21 protein-coding genes are annotated in these 20,664 nt (G+C 68.6%); 8 read left to right on the top strand and 13 right to left on the bottom strand.

Annotated elements, in window-relative coordinates:
- Positions 1-310: 310 nt before the first annotated feature.
- The 5 genes from ABT352_RS09935 to ABT352_RS09915 all read right to left on the bottom strand — a co-directional run bounded on the left by ABT352_RS09935 (position 311) and on the right by ABT352_RS09915 (position 7,323).
- The gene (locus ABT352_RS09935) at positions 311-2,110 is read right to left on the bottom strand and encodes an acyclic terpene utilization AtuA family protein (RefSeq protein WP_350944249.1); all 1,800 of its coding nucleotides are present in this window, start codon (positions 2,108-2,110) and stop codon (positions 311-313) included.
- Positions 2,110-2,922, bottom strand: a complete 813-nt coding sequence (locus tag ABT352_RS09930; RefSeq protein WP_350944000.1) for an enoyl-CoA hydratase-related protein — start codon at positions 2,920-2,922, stop codon at positions 2,110-2,112. Before ABT352_RS09930 ends, ABT352_RS09935 begins: the two co-directional genes overlap by 1 nt.
- Positions 2,923-2,992: 70 nt before the next feature.
- Positions 2,993-5,002, bottom strand: coding sequence for an acetyl/propionyl/methylcrotonyl-CoA carboxylase subunit alpha (locus ABT352_RS09925; protein ID WP_350944247.1), 2,010 nt, complete (start codon positions 5,000-5,002; stop codon positions 2,993-2,995).
- Between the two features lie 61 nt (positions 5,003-5,063).
- A complete protein-coding gene (locus ABT352_RS09920) occupies positions 5,064-6,701 on the bottom strand; it encodes an acyl-CoA carboxylase subunit beta (protein ID WP_350943998.1) in 1,638 nt (545 codons plus the stop codon).
- 112 nt (positions 6,702-6,813) lie between these two features.
- Positions 6,814-7,323, bottom strand: a complete 510-nt coding sequence (locus ABT352_RS09915; RefSeq protein ID WP_350943996.1) for a carboxymuconolactone decarboxylase family protein — start codon at positions 7,321-7,323, stop codon at positions 6,814-6,816.
- 198 nt (positions 7,324-7,521) lie between these two features.
- On the opposite strand from ABT352_RS09915, the gene sigJ reads away from it, so the two are divergent.
- From sigJ to ABT352_RS09895, 4 genes are all read left to right on the top strand, one after another.
- A complete protein-coding gene (sigJ, locus tag ABT352_RS09910) occupies positions 7,522-8,559 on the top strand; it encodes an RNA polymerase sigma factor SigJ (RefSeq protein WP_350943995.1) in 1,038 nt (345 codons plus the stop codon).
- Positions 8,560-8,613: 54 nt separating this feature from the next.
- Positions 8,614-8,967 (top strand): hypothetical protein, encoded by a 354-nt coding sequence (locus tag ABT352_RS09905; RefSeq protein WP_350943994.1) that lies wholly within the window; start codon positions 8,614-8,616, stop codon positions 8,965-8,967.
- Positions 8,968-9,198: 231 nt separating this feature from the next.
- A complete protein-coding gene (locus tag ABT352_RS09900) occupies positions 9,199-11,958 on the top strand; it encodes a M14 family zinc carboxypeptidase (RefSeq protein ID WP_350943993.1) in 2,760 nt (919 codons plus the stop codon).
- A gap of 154 nt (positions 11,959-12,112) precedes the next feature.
- The gene (locus ABT352_RS09895) at positions 12,113-12,307 is read left to right on the top strand and encodes a glycine zipper domain-containing protein (protein ID WP_350943992.1); all 195 of its coding nucleotides are present in this window, start codon (positions 12,113-12,115) and stop codon (positions 12,305-12,307) included.
- Between the two features lie 140 nt (positions 12,308-12,447).
- Here the strand turns inward: ABT352_RS09895 and ABT352_RS09890 are convergent, their stop codons facing one another.
- The gene (locus ABT352_RS09890) at positions 12,448-12,999 is read right to left on the bottom strand and encodes a flavoprotein (RefSeq protein ID WP_350943991.1); all 552 of its coding nucleotides are present in this window, start codon (positions 12,997-12,999) and stop codon (positions 12,448-12,450) included.
- Between the two features lie 112 nt (positions 13,000-13,111).
- On the opposite strand from ABT352_RS09890, the gene ABT352_RS09885 reads away from it, so the two are divergent.
- From ABT352_RS09885 to ABT352_RS09875, 3 genes are all read left to right on the top strand, one after another.
- Positions 13,112-14,362, top strand: coding sequence for a helix-turn-helix domain-containing protein (locus ABT352_RS09885; protein WP_350943989.1), 1,251 nt, complete (start codon positions 13,112-13,114; stop codon positions 14,360-14,362).
- A 400-nt stretch (positions 14,363-14,762) separates the two neighbouring features.
- Entirely contained in the window at positions 14,763-15,176 is a 414-nt protein-coding gene (locus ABT352_RS09880; RefSeq protein WP_350943988.1) for an ATP-binding protein, read from the top strand.
- On the top strand, positions 15,173-15,409 hold the full coding sequence (locus tag ABT352_RS09875) for a hypothetical protein (RefSeq protein ID WP_350943987.1): 237 nt from the start codon (positions 15,173-15,175) through the stop codon (positions 15,407-15,409). The genes ABT352_RS09880 and ABT352_RS09875 overlap by 4 nt, the downstream gene beginning before the upstream one ends.
- Positions 15,410-15,496: 87 nt before the next feature.
- Here the strand turns inward: ABT352_RS09875 and ABT352_RS09870 are convergent, their stop codons facing one another.
- From ABT352_RS09870 to ABT352_RS09855, 4 genes are all read right to left on the bottom strand, one after another.
- Positions 15,497-15,991, bottom strand: coding sequence for a GNAT family N-acetyltransferase (locus ABT352_RS09870; protein ID WP_350943986.1), 495 nt, complete (start codon positions 15,989-15,991; stop codon positions 15,497-15,499).
- 3 nt (positions 15,992-15,994) lie between these two features.
- A complete protein-coding gene (locus ABT352_RS09865) occupies positions 15,995-16,306 on the bottom strand; it encodes a type II toxin-antitoxin system TacA family antitoxin (RefSeq protein ID WP_350943985.1) in 312 nt (103 codons plus the stop codon).
- A 211-nt stretch (positions 16,307-16,517) separates the two neighbouring features.
- Positions 16,518-17,135 (bottom strand): hypothetical protein, encoded by a 618-nt coding sequence (locus ABT352_RS09860; protein WP_350943983.1) that lies wholly within the window; start codon positions 17,133-17,135, stop codon positions 16,518-16,520.
- An 11-nt stretch (positions 17,136-17,146) separates the two neighbouring features.
- A complete protein-coding gene (locus ABT352_RS09855; RefSeq protein WP_350943981.1) occupies positions 17,147-17,347 on the bottom strand; it encodes a hypothetical protein in 201 nt (66 codons plus the stop codon).
- Between ABT352_RS09855 and ABT352_RS09850 the strand changes: the two genes are divergently transcribed.
- On the top strand, positions 17,337-18,038 hold the full coding sequence (locus ABT352_RS09850) for a hypothetical protein (RefSeq protein ID WP_350943980.1): 702 nt from the start codon (positions 17,337-17,339) through the stop codon (positions 18,036-18,038). The two genes, ABT352_RS09855 and ABT352_RS09850, sit on opposite strands and share 11 nt — an antisense overlap.
- Positions 18,039-18,115: 77 nt before the next feature.
- On the opposite strand, the gene ABT352_RS09845 is transcribed toward ABT352_RS09850, so the two are convergent.
- The 3 genes from ABT352_RS09845 to ABT352_RS09835 all read right to left on the bottom strand — a co-directional run bounded on the left by ABT352_RS09845 (position 18,116) and on the right by ABT352_RS09835 (position 20,419).
- Complete coding sequence (locus ABT352_RS09845; protein ID WP_350943979.1) at positions 18,116-18,724, bottom strand: hypothetical protein; 609 nt, start codon at positions 18,722-18,724, stop codon at positions 18,116-18,118.
- The gene (locus ABT352_RS09840) at positions 18,717-19,277 is read right to left on the bottom strand and encodes a hypothetical protein (RefSeq protein ID WP_350943977.1); all 561 of its coding nucleotides are present in this window, start codon (positions 19,275-19,277) and stop codon (positions 18,717-18,719) included. The genes ABT352_RS09845 and ABT352_RS09840 overlap by 8 nt, the downstream gene beginning before the upstream one ends.
- A gap of 125 nt (positions 19,278-19,402) precedes the next feature.
- Positions 19,403-20,419, bottom strand: coding sequence for a DUF6461 domain-containing protein (locus tag ABT352_RS09835; protein WP_350943975.1), 1,017 nt, complete (start codon positions 20,417-20,419; stop codon positions 19,403-19,405).
- Between the last annotated feature and the right edge of the window lie 245 nt (positions 20,420-20,664).

Genomic DNA, 20,664 nt, shown 5'->3' with positions numbered 1-20,664 from the left:
CCTTCCCCGAATCACACTCATGGAGCAATTGCGTGCAATCCTAGATTTCGGAAGGTTGCATGAAGGTTTCAAAGCCGGACGGCGCGTATTCCGCCTATTTCGGCGCACGGCAGCTGAACATCTCCCCGCATGTGACATGAATCTGCGGACGAGGGCGAACCGGCTCAACGGGGTGGCGCGGAGCACGACCCCGGCTGCCGGACCCCTGCCCGCGCGGGCGCCCTCAAGACGATGCCGAGTCTGCGGCAGGCCGTCACCGCGTACTCCCCGGCCCGGCGTGATGGAAGGTCGCCGTGGCGCGGTGAGCGGATCAGAGGAGGCGCCGGGGGATGTCGGCGAACCCGGCGCGGAGTTCTTCCCCGAGGGCCTTGGCCTGGGCGTCGAGACGAGGACTCGCGGCCACACCCCGGCCGAGCAGGCCGTGCACGACGAAGTTGAGGGCGAGCAGGTTGGGCAGCTCGAAGCGCTCGACCCGCAGGCCGGCGGTGAACGGCAGGAGCTCCGCCAGGCGGTCGACCGTGAGGTGGGCCTCCAGCCACTCGAACCGCTCCGGCGTGGCGACCCAGACCCCCAGGTTGGCGTTGCCGCCCTTGTCGCCCGAGCGGGCGCCCACGATCGTTCCCAGCGCGACCCGGGCGGTCTCACCGTCGCCGCGCTCGCCGCCGTGCCGTCCGAGGTCGGTGTCGTCCACCGAGCCCGCCGCCTCACCTCCACCGCCGCTCGCGGCCGGCGAGACCGTCACCTCCGGGGACCCGGCGGGCTTCTCGTCCGTGCCGGGTACGTCCGTGCCGGACGCCTCGCCCGCGCCTGACGCGTCGTCCGTACCGGGCACGGCCGGAAGCTCGCGGCCGTCGAGCCAGACGCGGGCCCGCACCGTCTCCGCCGGGACGAGCGTGGGCCAGTAGACCCCGTACGGCGAGGCGTCACCGGGAGGGGTGAGGCCGTAGAAGCCCGGATAGCTCGCCAGGCCGGTCTCGACCACGGCCGAGGAGAAGGCACGCCCGGCCTTCCGCCGGTCGGCGTCCATCACGGTGACGCGCAGCAGGGCGGTCCCGGCGAGCGGGGTGAGCTCCACGTGGACCTGGTCGAACGACTCCCTCGGCACCCGCGACCAGATGGCCTCCTCGGCCAGCCGGGCCTTGGCCTCGATGTCCAGGCCGGTCAGCACGAGCGTCATGGTGTTGCGGTAGCCCGCCAGGTAGTTGACGGCGACCTTGAGCGAGTCGGGAGGCGCCTCGCCGCGCACCCCGAAGACGCGGACCCGGTCGGGGCCCTCCTGCTCCAGCCGGATCGTGTCGAAGCGCGCGACCACGTCGGGACCGAGGTAGCGGGGTGAGGCGATCTCGTACAGCAGTTGCGCGGTGACCGTGCCCACCGAGACCAGCCCGCCGGTCCCCGGGTGCTTGGTGACCACGCTGGAGCCGTCGGCCTCCAGCTCCACCAGCGGGAACCCGCAGTGCGCCAGGTCGGGCACCTCGCCGAAGAACGCGTAGTTGCCGCCGGTCGCCTGGCAGCCGCACTCGATGACGTGCCCGGCGACCACGGAACCGGCGAGCGCGTCGAAGTCGTCCGGCCCCCACCCGTACCGCCAGATCCCCGGCCCGGTGACCAGGGCGGCGTCCGTGACGCGGCCGGTCACCACCACGTCCGCCCCGGCCGACAGGGCGGCGGCGATCGGGCGGCCCCCCAGGTAGGCGTTGGCGGTCAGGGCGGGGGCGGGCAGCGGCTCACCGGTGTCGGCGTTGGGTGCGCCGCCCAGGTCACGGCCGGTCAGGTCGTCACCGGTGACGTGGGCGACCCGCACCGGCAGCCCGAGGCGTCCGGCCAGCTCGCGCACGGCCTCGGCGCACCCGGCCGGATCCAGCCCGCCCGCGTTGGAGACGATTTTGACGCCCCGCTCCAGACACGTCCCGAGGACCTCCTCCAGCTGCCGCAGGAAGGTCGGCGCGTAGCCGGGACGGCCCTTCGACCGGTTCCCCGCGAGGATGAGCATGGTCAGCTCGGCGAGCCAGTCGCCGGTGAGCACGTCGATCGGGCCGCCCTCCACCATCTCCCTGGCGGCGGAAAGCCGGTCACCGTAGAAGCCGGAGCAGTTGGCGACGCGCAACATCAGCTCGACTCCGGCGCCGGAATCCACGACGCGGGCCGCTTCTCCATGAAGGCGGCGATCCCCTCCTGGCCCTCGGCGGAGGTGAAACGCTTCGCGGACAGCTCGGCCATCTGGCGCATGCCCTCCTCGACGCTCAGCTCGGGCACGGTCCGCACCAGCTGCTTGGTGAGGGCGAGCGCCTCGGGGCCGCCGCGCAGCAGCATGCCGGTGTAGTGGGCGACCGTCGCGTCCAGCTCCTCCCCGGGAACGGCGCGGGTGAGCAGCCCGATCTCCGCGGCGCGGGCGGCGTCGAACGTCTCGCCGGTGAGCAGGTACTCGGCGGCGGCGCGCGGGTCGAGCCGCCGCAGCACGGTCACCGAGATCATCGCGGGCACCACGCCGAGCCGCACCTCGCTGAACGCGAACGACGCCGAGTCGGGGGCGATCGCGAAGTCGCAGGCCGCCACCAGGCCGAGCCCTCCGGCCCGAGCCGTACCGTTCAGCCGGCAGACGACCGGCTTCGGGCTCTCCCAGATCAGGCTCATGATCTCCGGGAACGACGCGGTCACCGGCGCCTCGTGCGCGTCCCCCGGCGCGACCCGCTGCTCCTTCAGGTCGGCGCCCGCGCAGAACACGGGACCGGTCCCGGTGAGCACGATCACCCGGACACTCTCCTCCGCGAGCGCCCAGTTGAGCCGGTCCTCCAGGTCGCCGAGCAGCCGCACCGACAACGCGTTGCGGTTGCGGGGGGAGTCGAGGGTGATCGTCGCCACCCCGCCGGACACCTCTTTGTGCACCAGGCGTTCCACCGGCCAGCCGCCGTCGGTCCTCATTTCGGTCCTTTCCTCCAAGACCTTCTCCCGTTCCCCGGGACTCCACGGAGCCTGCCGGAGAGCCGGAAGGTCACGTCCGCTCCTCGATGACGGCCAGCACCGCCCCCGCCTCGACCTGGCGGCCGGGCGCCACGTTCACCGCCGCCACCGTACCCGGCGCGGGCGCGGCGATCCGATGCTCCATCTTCATCGCCTCGAGCACCACGACCACCCGCCCCGCCCCGACGGTCTCGCCGACCTCGACGTCGACCCGCAGCACCGTACCCGGCATGGGCGCCACCAGGGAGCCGGGCAGCACGTGTTCCACCGGTTCCGGCAGGCGGGCCAGCGGGGTGAGCCGTACGGAACCGAGGGGGGAGTCCACGTGCGTCACGTCGTCGTAGCGGGCGACGGCGAACCGGTGCCGCACGCCCGAGGTCTCCAGCACCACGAGCGAGGGCGTCGCGCCGATCAGGACCGTATCGGGAAACCTCTCGGCGCGCAGGCCGTCCCTGGTGATCCGATAGGAGATCTCCGCCTCCGCGAAGGAGGTGCGCTGCGGCTGCGACACCACATTGCGCCACCCGCTCGGCAGTCCGGCCTGCACGGTCGCCGTCGCCCGGTTCGCCGCCGCCCCCGCGAGCGCGGCGGCGAGGGCGGACAGGCGCACGACCCCGTGGGCGTCTCGGCCGGACCCGGTGAGCCCGTGCTCCTCCAGGAATCCGGTGTGGGTCTCTCCGGAGAGAAAGGCCGGATGACGCAGGACCTCGACCAGCAGGTCCCGGTTGGTGACCGGACCGTGGATCCTCGCACCCGCCAGCGCGGCGGCGAGCCTGCGCACCGCGTCGGCGCGGCTCGCACCGTAGGAGACGACCTTGGCGAGCATCGGGTCGTAGTGGACGCCGATCTCCGAGCCGTCCTCGACCCCGGAGTCCAGTCGCAGGCCGTGGCGCCCACCCGGCGGGGACGCGAAGCGGGAGTCCACCCCGAAGACCTCGAAGCGGTGCAGGACGCCGCTCTGCGGAAGCCAGTCGCGGGCCGGGTCCTCGGCGTACAGACGCACCTCGACGGCGTGCCCGGACGGCTCGGGCGGCGACGCGGGGAGCCGGGCGCCCTCGGCGATCCGCAACTGCCACTCGACGAGGTCGACGCCGTACACGCACTCGGTCACCGGGTGCTCCACCTGCAGGCGGGTGTTCATCTCCAGGAAGGCGACCGTCTCCTCCCTGACGAGGAACTCGACGGTCCCGGCGCCGACGTACCCGATGGCCCGCGCGGCGGTGGCCGCCGCGTCGAGGAGTCGCGCCCGCATCGCGGCGGAGAGTGCCGGGGACGGAGTCTCCTCGACCACCTTCTGATGCCGCCGCTGGATCGAGCACTCCCGCTCGCCCAGCGCCCACACCGTCCCGTGCCCGTCGGCCAGGATCTGCACCTCGATGTGCCGGGCGCACTCCAGCAGGGGCTCGACGAACACCGTGCCGTCCCCGAACGCCGACGCGGCCTCCCCGCGCGCCGACTCGACCGCCTCCGGCAGGTCCTCGGCGCGTCGCACGACGCGCATCCCGCGCCCGCCGCCACCGGCCGACGCCTTCACCAGCAGGGGAAAGGCCCCTTCGGCGATCGGTCCACCCATCCGGGAGAACATGGCCTCCAAGTCGTCCGCGGAGTGACCGGGTCCCACGACGAAGCCCGGCAGCACCGGGACCCCCGCCTGGGCCATCAGCGCCTTGGCCTCGATCTTGGAGCCCATCGCGGCGACGGCCTCGGCCGGAGGACCGACCCAGGTCAGCCCGGCCTCGGTCACGGCCCGCGCGAAGGCGGCGTTCTCCGACAGGAAGCCGTAGCCGGGGTGCACCGCGTCGGCCCCCGCCAGGCGGGCCGCCTCGACGACCCTCTCCACCGCGAGGTAGGTGTCGGCGGGCCTGACACCGGCGAGCCGTACGGCATGGTCGGCCTCGGCCACGTGCGGCGCGTCCGCGTCGGCGTCGGAGAAGACCGCGACGGTCTCGACACCGAGGTCGCGGCAGGTACGGAAGACGCGGCGGGCGATCTCACCGCGGTTGGCGACGAGCAGGCGGCGGATCGGCGTGGCGCCGGTCATGGGCGTGGTCACGGTCACATCCGGAACATGGGCGTGGTCATGGGCATGGGCGTGGTCACGATCACATCCGGAAGACGCCGAAGCCCGAGGGCCGCGGGGCGGTGGTGTTGCCGGCCGCCGCGCCGTGGAAGGCGGCGTCGCCGGTGTCGCCGACGGCGGCGTTGCCGATGGCGGACAGGCACAGGCCGAGGACCGTCCGGGTGTCGCGGGGGTCGATCACGCCGTCGTCGTAGAGGCGGCCCGACAGGAAGAACGGCAGTGACTCGGCCTCGATCTGCGCCTCGACCAGCTGTCGCATCGCCGCGTCGCCCTCCTCGTCGTAGACCTGCCCGCGCGCCTGCGCGGCGGCCCGGCCGACGATGGACAGCACCCCGGCGAGCTGGGCGGGACCCATCACGGCCGACTTGGCACTGGGCCAGGCGAACAGGAAGCGGGGATCGTAGGCCCTGCCGCACATCCCGTAGTTGCCCGCGCCGTAGGAGGCGCCCATCACGATCGTGATGTGCGGTACGGACGAGTTGGACACCGCGTTGATCATCATCGCGCCGTGCTTGATGATGCCGCCCTGCTCGTAGTCCTTGCCGACCATGTATCCGGTGGTGTTCTGCAGGAAGACCAGCGGGACGCGGACCTGGTTGGCGAGCTGGATGAACTGCGCCGCCTTCTGCGCCTCCTCGCTGAACAGCACGCCGCGGGCGTTGGCCAGGATCCCGATCGGACGGCCGTGCAGGCGGGCCCACCCGGTCACCAGGCTCCCGCCGTACAGAGGCTTGAACTCGTCGAACTCGCTGCCGTCCACCACCCGCGCGATCACCTCGCGCGGGTCGAACGGGACCTTCAGATCCTCCGGCACGATGCCCAGCAGCTCGTCCTCGTCGTACAGCGGGTCACGCACGGCGCCGGGGGACCGGCCGGGGCGGCGCCGGTTCAGGCTTTTGACGATCCGCCGCCCGATCCGCAACGCGTCGTGCTCGTCGGCGGCGAGGTAGTCGGCCAGGCCGCTGACGCGGGCGTGCATCTCGGCGCCGCCCAGCGACTCGTCGTCGGACTCCTCCCCGGTGGCCATCTTGACCAGCGGCGGCCCGCCGAGGAAGACCTTCGCGCCCTCCTTGACCATGACCACGTGGTCGCTCATCCCCGGCACGTACGCCCCACCGGCCGTGGAGTTGCCGAAGACCAGGGCGATGGTGGGAATCCCGGCCGCCGACAGGCGGGTCAGGTCGCGGAAGATCCGGCCGCCGGGGATGAAGATCTCCTTCTGGGTCGGCAGGTCGGCACCGCCTGACTCCACCAGGTTGATCAGCGGCAGCCGGTTCTCGAAGGCGATGTCGGCCGCCCTGAGCGTCTTGCGCAGCGTCCACGGGTTGGACGAGCCGCCCCGCACGGTCGGGTCGTTGGCGACGATCACGCACTCGACGCCCTCGACCACCCCGATCCCGGTGACCACACTCGCCCCCACCGGGAAGTCGCTGCCCCAGGCCGCGAGCGGTGAGAGCTCCAGGAACGCCGAGTCGGGGTCGACGAGCAGCTCGATCCGCTCCCTGGCGAGGAGCTTGCCTCGCGCGCGATGCCGGTCGACGTACTTTTCGCCGCCGCCCGCCACGGCCTTGGCGTGCTCGGCGTCGAGTTCCGCCAGCTTGGCGAGCATCGCCTCGCGCCGCGCCCGGTAGTCGTCACCCGTGGTGTCCAGGCGGCTCATGACTCCGCCCCCTCGCTTGACACGAACGTCATACCCGCGCCCCTGATCACGTCAAGCAAGGTAGCCCACAACCGGTGCCCCCGCCAGGGATGGTGCTCACGCCCGAGGGATGTTACGCCCGGTAGTTCTTGCCCGGGGGCATGCCGGGGATCGGCTTGGCGATGAGGGCGACGGGGATGAAGAAGCAGATCTGGCCGATCGCGAGGATGAGCGTCCAGAGCGCCTTGTCGTCGTAGTGGGCCGACGCTCTGGCGTACAGCTCGTCGGGGACGCGCTCCCCGAACGGGTTCGGGGTGAGGACGGCCTCCACGAGTTCCAGCGCGACCCGTTCGGCGTCGGTGAAGTAGAGGGCGTCCCGCCATGACGCCACGGCGGTGATGCGCTCCTCCGTTTCACCGGCCTTGCGGAGATTGTCGGTTTGCCGGATCACGTGGTAGGTGCTGCCGACGATCTGCCCGGCGCGGAGCTGCACCAGGCCGACGGTGATCTGCGGAATCGCACCGTTCTGGACGGCCTTGATCATGGCTCCGGCGATCGACATCACCTCGGGAAAGAACTGGGAGGGATCGGGCAGACGCGACCTGAGGTCGTCCTGCTCGGCATTCCTGGGGGTGGACGTCACGATGTCTTCCTCTCGATGTCAGCGGTGTTTCCGAAGCTCACGCCCCGGCGGCGGGCCGTCCTCGACCCCGTGGAGGACGGCCCGCCTTCCGAGGTGAGACTTCCGACGGTGACCCGCGTCCCGGGTCGGGGTGCGGAGTCCTCCCGCGTGCTGGACGGTGTCCGGGAACTCCGACGACACAACCGCCGAGAATGTGAGGTGACGCGACCGGCCTCACAGTTCGGCGCGCTGTCTCGTCGATCCGGTGAGCGCAGCCACACCAGCAACCACACCGAGGGAGCCGACGCCACCATGACCGTCCCGCCCGAGCCAGGAGACGACCGGACCGACCCGAGCCTGAGCGCGGTCATGAGCGAGCGGCGTCAGCTGATCAATCTCGCCTACCGGCTCCTCGGCTCCCTGGCCGACGCCGAGGACGTCGTGCAGGAGACCTACGCCCGCTGGTACGCCATGTCGCGGCGACAGCGGGAGGCCGTCGAGTCGCCCGGCGCCTGGCTGACGACCGTCGCCGGCCGCGTCTGCCTCGACCTGCTCGGCTCGGCACGTGCCCGGCGGGAGCGCTACGTGGGCGAATGGATCCCCGAGCCGCTGCCGGACCGTACAGAGCTGCTCGGCGGGCGGGCGGGCGGCACCGTGACCGACCTGACCGACCCCGCCGATCGGGTCACCCTCGACGAGTCGGTCAACATGGCCTTCCTCGTCGTCCTCGAATCGATGACCCCGGCCGAGCGCGTCGCGTTCGTCCTGCACGACGTCTTCCGCTACTCCTTCGCCGAGGTGGCCGAGATCGTCGGCCGTACCCCGGCGGCCTGCCGCCAGCTGGCATCCTCGGCCCGCCGCCGCATCCGCGCCGCACAGGTCCCCGCGACCCCGGCGGCCCGGCGCGCCGACGTCGTCAGGGACTTCAAACGGGCGTGGGAGGCCAAGGACATCGACGCTCTCATCGGACTTCTCGACCCCAAGGTGACGATGGTCTCCGACGGGGGCGGCGTCGTCAGCGCCCTGCTCCGCCCGATCGAGGGCGGCGAGCAGATCGCGCGCTACGCGATGGCGATCGCCGACCTGGCGCCCGGGATGACGATCCTGGAGCGAACGGTCAACGGTCAGCCCGGTCTGGTCGCTCAGCGGGACGGCGTCACCGAGGCGGTGATGGCGTTCGAGGTCGCGGGTGATCGGGTCACCCGGATCTGGGCCGTACGCAACCCCGAGAAGCTCCGGCCCTGGACGACGGCATAGAGGGCACGTCGTCGTCGCCGTCTTCCTCCCCCCGCAGCCGTCAAGGAGTCATCCGTGTTCCTGCGTGTCGTGATCGCTCTGCAAACCCTGGTCGTCTTCACCGCGCCGATCACCGCGGGCCTGTTGCTGTCCTCGCCCGGCGGACGGGCGCTGCACAGCGCTTCGGCGTACAGCGTGTTCACCGTGGCGGTGGTGCACCTGGCCACCGCGACCCTGTTGTGGCGTCCGGGCGGCGGCTCACCCAGGCCCATCCTGTACGCGGCCGTGTTCCTGGGGCTCACGCTGGCTCAGGTGGCACTGGGCATCGCGGGGATGACGACCCTGCACCTCCCGCTGGGCGTGCTGCTGTTCGGGATGAGCGTCCTTCACCTCAGCCGAGTCCTGACCGGCCAACGCACTCCGGTATAGCTGGTTCGGCCACTCTCCGATGCCCCCACCTGGAGAAACGACAAATCACGACAATTGGCACGGTGTTGTGAAGTTTCCTTCCCTCTTGTCCGGTTTGCTGCTTTCTAATACTGTTCGCCGTGAATTCATCCTTTCCTGGCCGGGGCTCTCCCCAGAGTCACCCCCCGTCCCCTGTCTGGAGTTGAAATGCGGTTTCGCACGACGACGTGCAGAAAATCCCCCTATGGGAAGGTGCTAGGTGTCGCGGTCCTCGTATCGGCCGTGCTCGCCCTGACACCGACCTCCTCGGCGCAAGCCGGTCCAGTCGGCGACAAGTGCAGCACCGACCCCACCGCCCACGCGGCCGACGTGCCGAGCCCCGAGCAGTTCTTCGGCTTCCCGCTGGGCCAGGGACAGCCCAGGATCCTCACGACGGAAGAGATCAACAATTACCTGAAGGCCGTGGGAAGCGCCTCGAAGCGCGTGGTCACCGGAACGATGGCGCACAGCGTCTCCGGCCAGGAACTGCCCTACGCCATCGTGTCGGACCAGCACCACATGGTTCCCGGCCAGCTGAAGAAGATCGCCGATCAGGTCGGTTCGCTGCGCGACCCGCGCTCGCTGAAGGCCGACAAGGCGGCGCGGATCGCCAAGGACTCTCCCGCCATCGTCTGGATCGCGGGCAACGTGCACGGCGGTGAGAAGAGCGGCGCGGACGCCGCGCTCAGGACCCTGTACGAACTCGCGAGCGGCCTGTCCTGCGACGTCGCCAAGCGCAACGACAACCTCGTCACGGTCATCGTGCCGACCCAGAACCCGGACGGCCGCGACGCGAACCGCCGGCAGAACAACTACGGCTTCGACCTGAACCGGGACTGGTTCGCCCGCACCCAGCCGGAGACCGACGCCAAGATCGAGATGCTGCGGAAATACCCGCCGCAGGTCTTCGTCGACGCGCACGAGATGGGCGGCCGGCAGTACTTCTTCCCGCCGAACGCCGACCCGATCCACCACGAGATCGCCGACCAGCCGGTGAACTGGATCAACCGTATCGGAGCGGCGAACGGCGAGGGCTTCGGCTACAACGGCGCCTGTGCTCCCGGCGTCACCACCGAGTGCTACTTCAACTACTCGACGTACGACCTGTTCTACATGGGCTACGGCGACACCGTGCCGGCCGCGGGCTTCGGAGCCGCCGGCATGACGTACGAGAAGGGCAGCGCCTCGGCCGTGGAGGACCGGGTGCAGCAGCAGTTCAACACCCAGTGGGCCACGACCGGCTGGGCCGCCGACAACAAGAATGAGGTCCTCAACGGCTACTACTCGATCTGGCGGACCGCGATCGAGGAAGGGGCGGCCGGCACCCTTCAGCCGAACGAGGTCGTCCAGCCGACCAACACGGTCCAGTTCCCGGTGCCCGACATCAAGATCCGTTCGTACTTCCTGCTGCCCGACCGGCAGATCGGCGACGTGCGCCGGCTGGTCGAGCGGCTGCGCGACATGGACGTAGAGGTCTACCGGCTGAAGAACCCCGTCACGGTGCCCAGCGCCAAGATTCTCGGCGGCAGGAGCGCCGCCAACCTCACGGTTCCCAAGGGCGCCTACTGGATCCCGATGAACCAGCCGCAGAAGCACTGGATCCAGGCGCTCATCGGCGAGAACCCCTACGCCCCGTTCCCGTACTTCTACGACGTCTCCTCGTGGAGCAACCCGCTGCTGATGGGCGTCGACACGATCTACACCGGGGACGAGCTGTCACCCAAGGTCGACCTGGTCAAGGACATCGAGGGCGGGATCGCCTCCTCGGCTCCGCCGAAGGGCTCCTACTCCTACCCGCTGGACTCGGCCGCGGCCTCCGAGCTCACCTTCAAGCTGCTCGCCTCGGGCGTGCCGCTCTCGCGTGACCTGACGAGCGGTGTGGTCAGCCTGCCCGCGGGCGCGCTCACCCCGAACACGCTGGACAAGCTCGCCAAGTCGCTCGGCGTCACCGTCACGGGCGGTTCGGCGGCGGCCTCCGGCAGCCCGCTGCGCACCCCGGACGTCGGCCTGTTCGCCGGAACCGGCATCAGCACGACCTCCGGGTCGTACGGCGAGGCCCGCTACGTGCTCGGCAACCGCTGGGGCCTGGACCTCAAGCCGGTGACCACGGCCGACATCAACGACAACACCCCGGCCTTCACCGAGCGGACCGTCGTGCTCGTGCCCGACGGAAGCAGCTCCACGGGCGGCCTGACCGCCACGGGCCAGGCCAACCTCAAGCAGTGGGTGGCCGCGGGCGGCACCTACATCGGACTGCGCAACGAGGGCACCCGGGTCGCCCGTGCCGCAGGGCTGACCTCCACGACCGAGAAGCCCAAGCCGACCGGTTACCAGGTCATCGGATCGCACTTCCGGGTGGACGTGGCGAGCGACAACCCGGTGGCGCTCGGCCGTCCCCTGGAGGACTTCCAGTTCAACAACGGTGACCCCATCCTGAACCCGAGCACCACCGGCAGGAACGTCCTCACCTACCCGTCCGACGGCAGGTTCTGGTCCAACGGCTACACGGTGGGGTCCGACGCGCTCAAGGGCACGGCCGCCATCGTCGACGAGCCGACCGGTGCCGGACGCGCCGTCCTCTTCGCCTACAACCCGCTGTTCAGGGCGTACAACGAGAACGGTATCCACCTCGTCGCGAACGCCCTGCTGTACCAGGGGGGAACGCCCGCCGCCCAGCAGCGGACCCTGCGTGCGGAGCCCTCGCGCAGCGCCGCGGAGCAGGCGGAGGAACTGCCCAACCTGGGCGGGGAGTGGCGGCCGATCACCATCGAGGTGGCCGACGCCGACCTCGCGCGGGCACAGGCGGTCATCGAGAAGTACACCGACACGGCACAGACGGCGTCCGCCTCCGGTTCGACGTACATCACGATCCCCAACCCCGACGGCCTGACGGCCGACGAGCACCCGTACGTCCGCGACCTGATCCGTGATCTGGACGGCGCGGGCATTCCGCTCCGCTCCGTCGTCGCCTGATCCCGGTATCCGTCTCATAGAACACGGCGGGCCCGGCCGGATTCGTCCGGCCGGGCCCGCCGTCGTGCGTCCGTGTGAGTAAGGAAGGCCGCCGCGCCAAGATGTCGGCCCGATGGGGCGCATGTTCCGCCGGAGCGGGGGAAGCGGCAGACGCATGGATGAGAAAGACGAAGCGTCGAAGGCCGCAACCGGACTCTCCATGGGCATCGCCGTCGGCGTCGCCATCGGCGCCGCCCTGGGAGTCGCGCTCGGCAACCTGGCCATGGGCATGGGCATCGGTATCGCCGTCGGCGCCGGTTTGGGGGTGGCCTTCACGACAGGCAAGAAGAACAACGAGGGCAAGGGGTGAACGGCCGGCGCGTACGCCACGTGAGGGAAACCGTGGCCCCTCGGACCGGGTGACGCCGCTCGCGCCCTGTGAGACGACAGGCCGCGCGGCGGCCTGGCTCCGGCAGGGAGACGGCGCCTCGGTCTCGTGGGCAACGGCTATCAAGGCTTGCAGGCGGATCGTACTTCCTGAAGTTCTTCGCGAAGCTCGTCCCAGGGGAAGGTGGCTGCTCCTGGCTCGCCCGAGTTGGGGGCGGGAAGCCGTTCCACGTCGAAGATGACCCGCACGCCCCACTCGCGCAGCAGGGCCAGGCTGTTGGCGAAGGCCGGGTGACGGGCGAGTGCGACGTTGGGCCAGGGCACGGCCACGAGCGGCAGTCCAAGCCCGAGCGCCTCGTTGAGCAGTCCCAGGGCGAGGGTGTCGCTGATGCCCTGGGCCCATTTGTTCATCGTGTTGAAGGTGGCGGGAACCACGGCCATCGCGTCAGCCGGGGGGAGGACGTCTGGCTCCTCGGGGCGCTTGTAGTCGCTTCGCACCGGATATCCGGTGAGCTGCGCGAGCCGCGTCGTGTCGACGAACTTCGTCGCCGACGGTGTGGTGACCACGCAGACGGTCCAGTCCTGCGCCTGGACGTGCCTCACGAGACGGGGAAGCTCTGCGGCCGGTCGTCCTCCACACGCGATCACATACAGAACCGGCTTGCCGCTCGTCATGTTCCGCCGCTCTCCTCATTGCAGAAATCACTTAACGTTGCCACCCGATGACGTAGCGACAGGGCTACTGTGAGCCCAGGCGAACACTACGTCCGAGGGCCGAGGTCCTGCCATGGCGACGCAACACAAAGATCCCGGCGAGGCGGACCGGCTCATCGGCCAACGCGTCCGCGCGCTCCGGCTACGCCGAGGGCTCGGCCTGCGGGCCTGCGCGGAACTCTGCGGACGCACCGAAGAATGGCTCCGTCAGGTCGAACGCGGTGAACAACGCCTGGACAAGCTCTCCACTCTGGTCGGCCTGGCCCACGTGCTCGGAGTCCGCGACCTCGCCCTCATCGTGGAGAACCGTCTGGACGGGCTGACCTGCACTCGCAGCGAGGAAGGCAGACTCCAGCATGAGGCGGTGCCCGCCATCCGAAATGTGCTTTCCACTCCGACCTTTCCCGTCCAGCCGGTCAGTGACCTCACGATCGAGATCGGCAGGGTACGGCGTCGGCTGGCGATGGCCTGGTCGGCTTGGCATCGGTCCGCCCGGCCTTACACGGCGCTGGGCATCGTGGCTCCCGGACTGCTGCGAGACACCCTCGGTCTTCACCGGTCGGCGCAGCAATCCGAACGTCCCCAGACCTGGGCGATCCTGGCCGAGGTGTTCCAGTTGGCCCAGCGGTTCCTCTACTGCGTCGGTGAGCCCGAACTCGCGGCCCGTGCCGCTGATCGCGCGATGGTCGCCGCCGAGGAAACCGGCGACCCGGTCCTGATCGCGACCTCGGCCTGGACCTCGACCATGGCCGCCCTGGGCCGTGACCAGATCGACGAGGCATGCGAGATCGCCACGGCGGCGACCGACCATCTGCGGCCCGCTCTTGACACCTCAGGTAACGCGCTGTCGGCGTGGGGCTCTCTTCAGCTGTTCACCGCGATGGCGTACGCGAAAAATCGACAGACCGCGAACGCCTGGCGGCACTGGGACCTCGCACGCCGCGCAGCGACCAAGTTGGGACCCACCCACCACAACCCGCTGACGATGTTCGGGGAAACGAACGTGGCCATCTACGCCGTCGCCATCGAGGTGGAGGTCGGCTGCTCAGCCGCAGCGGTCGACCGCGCGAAGGTGATCTCGATCACCACCATCCCCTCGTCGAACCGCCGAGCCCAGCACCTCATCGACCTGGCACGCGGCCAACTCCACCGCCGCGACCCCGACCAGGCATTGACGTGCCTGCTGATGTCGGAACGGCACTCCACGGAAACGATCGTCTTCAGCCCGGTCGCCCGGCAGACCATCACACAGATGATCGAGAAACAACGCCGCCCCGCACGCCCCCTCCTCGACCTCGCCGCCCGAGCCCGCCTCATCGGATAGCGACCCCCAACCGCTGGTTGGGTTCTCCGTCCAAGGCCCGTCGTACGGTCAGCGGCATGAACCGAGAACGTGTCGGCCAGGAAGCCCTTCAACGGGCACTGCGGGAACTGGCTGAAGAGCCGAGAGTACGGCGCCTCCGTGTACGGCTCCGCGACGTCGAACACCGCCCGATCCGCTGAACCCGGAGCCGGTACACGCCCGCAGTCCCCTTGCGGGACGTGGACCGCACAAAGGCCGGCGTCCACAGGCCTGATTTCCTCTCGTCCGGGACGCCGGCCTCTCTACCTCGCAATGACCCAGCAGGATTCGGCTCACCGGTAACGGAGACCGGTCCTTTCCTGAGCTCGCGCACGCCAAGTGCGGCACTCCCTCTGTCGGCCTCGCCCTCGCTGGAGCACTTATGAAGACACCTCGAAACGCCCTTGAGGCATGCTGGGATCTGCCCGCCGATCCCGAAGCGGTCGGTAAGGCGCGCGGCCTCGTACGAGAGGCCCTCGCCGCCTGGGACATGTCCTCCGTGGCGGAGAACGTGACCATGGTCGTGTCCGAGCTGGTGAGCAACGCGATCCTGCACGGCAAGGCGCCGATCACCCTCGCCCTGTATCGGTACGGGCGGGTCGTCCGTGGGGAGGTCACCGACCACAGTGCTGTGTGGCCGAACCCGGTTCCGGCCGGTCCGGAGGAGGAGCACGGTCGTGGGCTGGCGATCGTCACGGCCTACGCCGACCGGTGGGGCGTCGTACCGGCGTCGGAGGGCAGACCGGCGGACGGCAAGACCGTCTGGTTCGTCTGCGCGGAGTGGAGGTCCCGGTGAGCGGTCCGCTGCCCATCGTGGACCTGTCCGACGGGGTGCGCCTGTGTGCGGGGTGCGGCACCCACATCGTCACGCTGGCCGCCGCCGTACGCCTGATCTGGGCTGACGTCACCGACGACGTGATCCCGGCCGAGACCGTCGAGCAGATCACCGCGCCGGTCGCCGACATCTGGGTCGACGTCCTGTGCAACCCGTCCTGCCCGCCGGGGGACCGCGAGCGGCACCCGGGCTGACTCGACGCCACCACGCCGGGCGGCCCTCCCCGTCCGGTACCGGCAGCAGGGCACCACCACCTCGTCTCTGACCAAGGGGTCAGATGTTCAGCCGCTGAGGTCGGCTTCGATGTCGCTCATCTTTCGAACCAGTCGCGTGTTCCCCGGGACACGGATGAATCCGTACTTCTCATAGAAGCGCGCCGCCTCCTCGTCGAGGGCGTCGACGACGACCAGGCGAGCCGCCACGCTCCGAGATGACTCCATTGCCCTGCTGAGGGCGTGGACGAGCAGACGACTGCCCAGGCCGCCGCCCTGCAATGTTTTGTGGAGTGCCAGTCGCGCCAGGATGACGGCGGGAATCTGGTTCGGGCCGCCACGACCTGCCTTGGAGGGGATCTCGTCTTTCTGCAGCAGATGACCGGCAAGGGAGTAGTAGGCGACGACGTCGTGCTCTCCGTCTGCGGTCCACACGAAAGTGCGGGCGGTGCGGTTCTTTTCAGCCTGCAGGGCTGATGTGCTCAACCAGAAGTTCAGCGCCTCCTTCCCGCAGTCGAACGAATCCGTGCGGTGCTGCTGGTTGAGCGACTGAGGGGCGTACACCCGTTACTTCCTTTTCGGAATCTCTCGGCTCTCCCGGGCGGCACGGGTCAGCGCTTCGTTCCGTTGCGGGGGGGCGTCAAGTGAGTCGATGATCGCTTCGAAGAAGTCGGGAGGCACGACGGTGATCCGTTCATGGCGCATGACCTCTTCGGCCGCGTCGAGGGCGGCGTGGAGAACGAAGCCGGTGACGGTCTCCCGTCTGGCGTGGGCGGCCTGTTCGATCAGGTTCTTGTCTTCCGTGCTGATGCGAACTTCGAGTCGGCTTCTGGTGTCGTGCCTGGGGGAGGCGGTGTTGCCGGGCGCGGGACGGGTCATGGCTGCTGGCTCCTCCACAGCGGATGTCGGCGTTGCGCCGACGCCGGTCGGCGCCGCAGTACGCGGCGCTCTTCGACCGTAGGGAGATCACTCCCCACCGCTTAGATTCTGTACGGACAGTGTCCGTACGAATCGGCTGGATGTCAATCCGCCGACGGTGGTTCGGCCGCCATCGGTGGGGATATGCGGGGCTTTTTCCGAAGCGGGCGATCTACCCGCACACCCTGGGCAGGCCGCACACCTTCTTCGTCATCTTCTTTGCCTGGTTGACGATTTTCCTGCCCGCTCCCAGGCCGTTGCCGACGTCGGTGTAGACGAACAGCGCGGCGCCCCGGCGGGCGACGACCCCCAGCTCGGCAGGCTCACGGTCACGCTTTCCTCGCTTGTGGAAGTGGCCCGCGACAGACAGGGCCTCGTCTCCGACGCGCAATGGCGTGCCGACGTAGCCGAACCCGCTGCCGCTCTTCGTCGTCGCCCGCCTCGGGCACCTGGCCAGGTCCGCCCGGAGCTTACGGAACGCGGCCTGGGCGGACCTGGTGCTCCTGTACAGCACGAGCTGTTCGCCGCTCCCGGAGGGAGCGCTGTTGGAGTACGTGATGGTGCGCATCGCGACCCGGCCGTCACGGGGTTTCCCCTTCGTGCGACAGGGATTGAGCGCGAGCTGCCGGGACAGGCTGTTACTGATCTCCCACCACTCCTCGTCTTCGATGACCGGTCCCGCAGCCGCCGCGCGCTCGGTCAGCAGGAAGCCTTTGGGGATCTCGGTGGTGCCCGCGTGGGCCGCGCTGGTTCCGCCCATCAGCGATCCGATCACCAGTACTGTTGCCATCGCTTGGTTGATCACGACTGTTGAGACGCGGAATCTTCTCGACGGGTTACCTCGCCTCCCTGTAACAAGCTGGTCACAGGAGGAGACTCCTGCAACTCGCCCCTGGTGAGGGTGGCCCCGGCGCGATCTCGCACTTCGGCCGGGCGCACCGTCACCGCCGTCAGCGGCCCGAGCGCGTCGGTGACCACGAACCGTTTACCGATGATGCTCATGGAGTGTTACGTGAATTTGACGAGCTTTCGTCTCGTGATAGTGCTGGCTCTGTCCATCTCCATGACCTCTGGCTGCGGCGCTCGGCAATCTCCGGCTAGGGGAAATGGGCAGACAACCGGAACGACATACCGCATAGACACATCGGTGCTTCGGGCGATGATTGTCGACTACGACCACAAGAGTTCACCCGAGGAGCTGGTTAAGTCCAGAGATCATGAAGCCATCGTCATCGGAAGTGTCGAGGGGTTCGAACAGGGGCGAGACATATATGACATCGAAGGTGACCCCTATCCGGACAAGCGTGTGGTCATGCACGTTCGCGTCGACTCCACCGTAAAGGACAACGGGATTGTCAGTGGCGGTCGCGTCTATGTCGACCTGGACCAGGGGGGCTTGTATCACGATGGAACGCCCAGCAGGTCTCTTGACGATTTCCGAAAGGCCATACCCGCCGGTGTGAGAGTGATGCTCTTCCTCTTCTCGGATCGGCGAACGGCCTTGCGGATCGAAGGGGCCGAGAACGGTCTGCCGAGCGGTGCCGTTCTGGCAACCCCGGATGCCCAGGGGATGGTCTTCGACGACGGCTCGAAGCTTGTGGGCGGACAAGAAGACCTGAAAGGCGAGTGGAAGGCGATGGGGAGCATCGACGAAGTCGCCCTCCGGGTGAAGAAGGCGCTGGGCGTCGAATGACCTGATGACCCACCGCCGGAGTCCGGACCACAGGGGAAACCTCGGGCCGCGGTCGTCGCCGAGGGCGACGTGTTCGGCTACATCGCCGGTGGCAGGGGGATGGTGTAGAGGGCTCTCTTCTCGCTCAGCCATTGGTGGTCGATGAACCGGCCGCTCATGCGTCCGGTGAGGAAGAGGTAGGTCTCCAGGCAGACCCGTCCGTGGTGTTCGGGTTCGACGACCCAGGATCCGGAGCGCACGACTTCGGGGGACTCGGGGCAGCCGACTTCTCGGAGGTAGGGCTCGACCATGGAGCCGGGTTCGGTGATGACCTCTCCGTACCAGCGTTGGGTCGCCCAGTCGGTCGTGGTGCCGTCGCCGTGGAGGAGGTCGTAGACGTAGGCGTTCATGGTGCGGATCTGGAGGAAGCGCAGGCCCGCGTCCGTCAGGCCGGTGGTCACCGGGGGTGGGCCGCTGATGGTGAGGGCGTGGGTCCAGCCGTCGGCGTGGGGGCCGATCCAGGCGCGTTCGGTGAAGGCCATCGGCCGGTAGCAGGTCATGGCGGTGGCCAGGTCGCAGTCCTGGCGGGAGGTGAGATCCGCGCCGAGCAGGGTGGCCACCGCGTCGGTGTCGCCCGACTCGATCCAGGTGCCGGTGAACCCGCGGGCCAGTCCCGCGCCGCGCAGGAGCTCCCATTGGTCATTCACGGGGCCACGCTCCGTCCGGGATGCGGCAGAGTAGTCCCGGTGTGGTGAACCAGGTGTCGTCGATGAACCTGCCGGTCGTGTATGCCAGCGCGGCGAGGTAGAAGTTCATCTCCTGGGCGATGTCGGAGGAACCGACGAGACCTGCTCCCTCCTGCCGAGGGCGGTCCCACTGATCCGCGGGGATGTCCTCCCACTCGCCCCCGTTCACATAGACCGGCTCGCTGAATTCGCCGTCGTTGTAGGTCAGATGGTAGGCCCGGCCGTTCGGCTGCGGGAGTGATTCGAGGGCACGCCATGGGAGTGATCCGGACACGGTTAACATCTTGATCCAGTTGAGGCTCTGCTCGGACACCCACACGACGTTCTCTTCCGAGTAGGGGAGATACCACCGACGCGCCTGGTTCAGGTCGCAGGCGAGTGTCTCCTTCTCCGCTCGCAGCGCGGTGACCGCCGCGCGGTAGTCGGGTGCCTCGACCCACGCGCACTCGAACCTGTCCGCCAGACCTCGCTCTTCGAAATACGACCACTGGTCGAGTTTTTCGCGGCTTGTCATGAGGCTCCCATTAGTACTTGCACCAGCTGTAGCTGTACTGCTGATTATCCGCCTGGAATAAAATTCGTTCATTTCTTGGTTCCGCACACTTTGATGCGGTTTATAATCTTGGCGATCTTTCGTGGTCATACATATTCCGTGCATGCTTTCAGTATCGCCAGGCGTGCTCGCTGGTCGGGACTGCCGTCTCCGACTCGCGAGGCCCAGTTAGACGCGAGTTCGGCAGCTTGCCTTTCATTCTGGTTGAGCGCGCCCAGCAGAGCATGCAATACTGCGGTTTGATCCGAGGGTGTGCCTGGAAGATCGTGCCGCCCACTCTGGAAGGCGAGTTCTTGCACCTGCATCCTCAACTCTGCAGTAATGAGCCTGGAGTCTAAAGTCGCCGCCAACACGCTGTGGATCACGTCGCTTCCGAGACCTGTGATTTCCACTGCGATCCGCGCACACAACTCCGCGGTCTTCCTGCGGTGCCCATGCGGATCGGCAACGATCTCCGCGATTTCCGGATCCATCGCGACGAGGTGATCGCGCAGGTTCTTCGGCAATACTTCACGAGGAGCCTTCCGGATGATGTAGCCCTCATGAGGTTCTGTGAGCCACTCATCACCGAGCCGCACTCCTGTGACCCGCTCAGCCAGTGCGTAGGCGGCCTCCAGCCAATTTTCGCCAGCGGAGTCCGCCCGGCACGGTAGATCTCCCATCAAAGCTTCCAGTGTGAGAATTTCTGGCTCATCATCACTGATGTGTTTGACCCGAAGGGGATTGCCGCCGTCTCGGGAATATTGCCACTCAGGACTGCCGCCCCCGAAGACACAGAATGCCTCCCCGCCGGCGGAAAGTCGACGCATGACCTCCGTGGCGGTGGCCTCTCGGCCACTGGGCTCGACTGCGATCGTCCATCCAGGCTGAGTGCCAAGGAGAACGATCGGATCCAGTTCCTCGGGGGATGACGGGTCATGCCGATCCTTGTACTCGGAGGCCTCGGAGAGGGTCCACCTACCCACCGGCTCCGCTGGATTTCCAAAACATGAGGCGACCTTCGCGACATCCGGAATCCTGCTCCAGGAGACGCAGGTATAGCTGCGTAGATCGAAATGGATGTCGAGCAGCTCTCGGTAGTGCTTGATCTCCTCGATGATCATTCGCCAATCCACTCATGACCGTCTGACCGTAGATGAGGCCGGTCTCCATTGTGGCCGGACATGGAGACCGGCCTCATCTCAGCAGCAGCCGGTGCTCGCCGCGGCGCCGACCGGCTGCCCCGGGGCCTGTTCCGCGGTCGGGCCGCAGACGCACGGGGCCGCGGGGTCCTGGTCGGCGGTCGCGGACTTGCCCAGGACGTCGGCGTCGGCCTTGACCACGTACACCTCCCACGGCTCGGCGCCGG

The sequence above is a fragment of the Streptosporangium sp. NPDC000563 genome (assembly GCF_040299985.1).
Taxonomy (GTDB): Bacteria; Actinomycetota; Actinomycetes; order Streptosporangiales; family Streptosporangiaceae; genus Streptosporangium.
The sequence above is the reverse complement of the archived record's forward strand: the minus strand, read 5'-3'. Positions and strand labels throughout refer to the sequence as shown.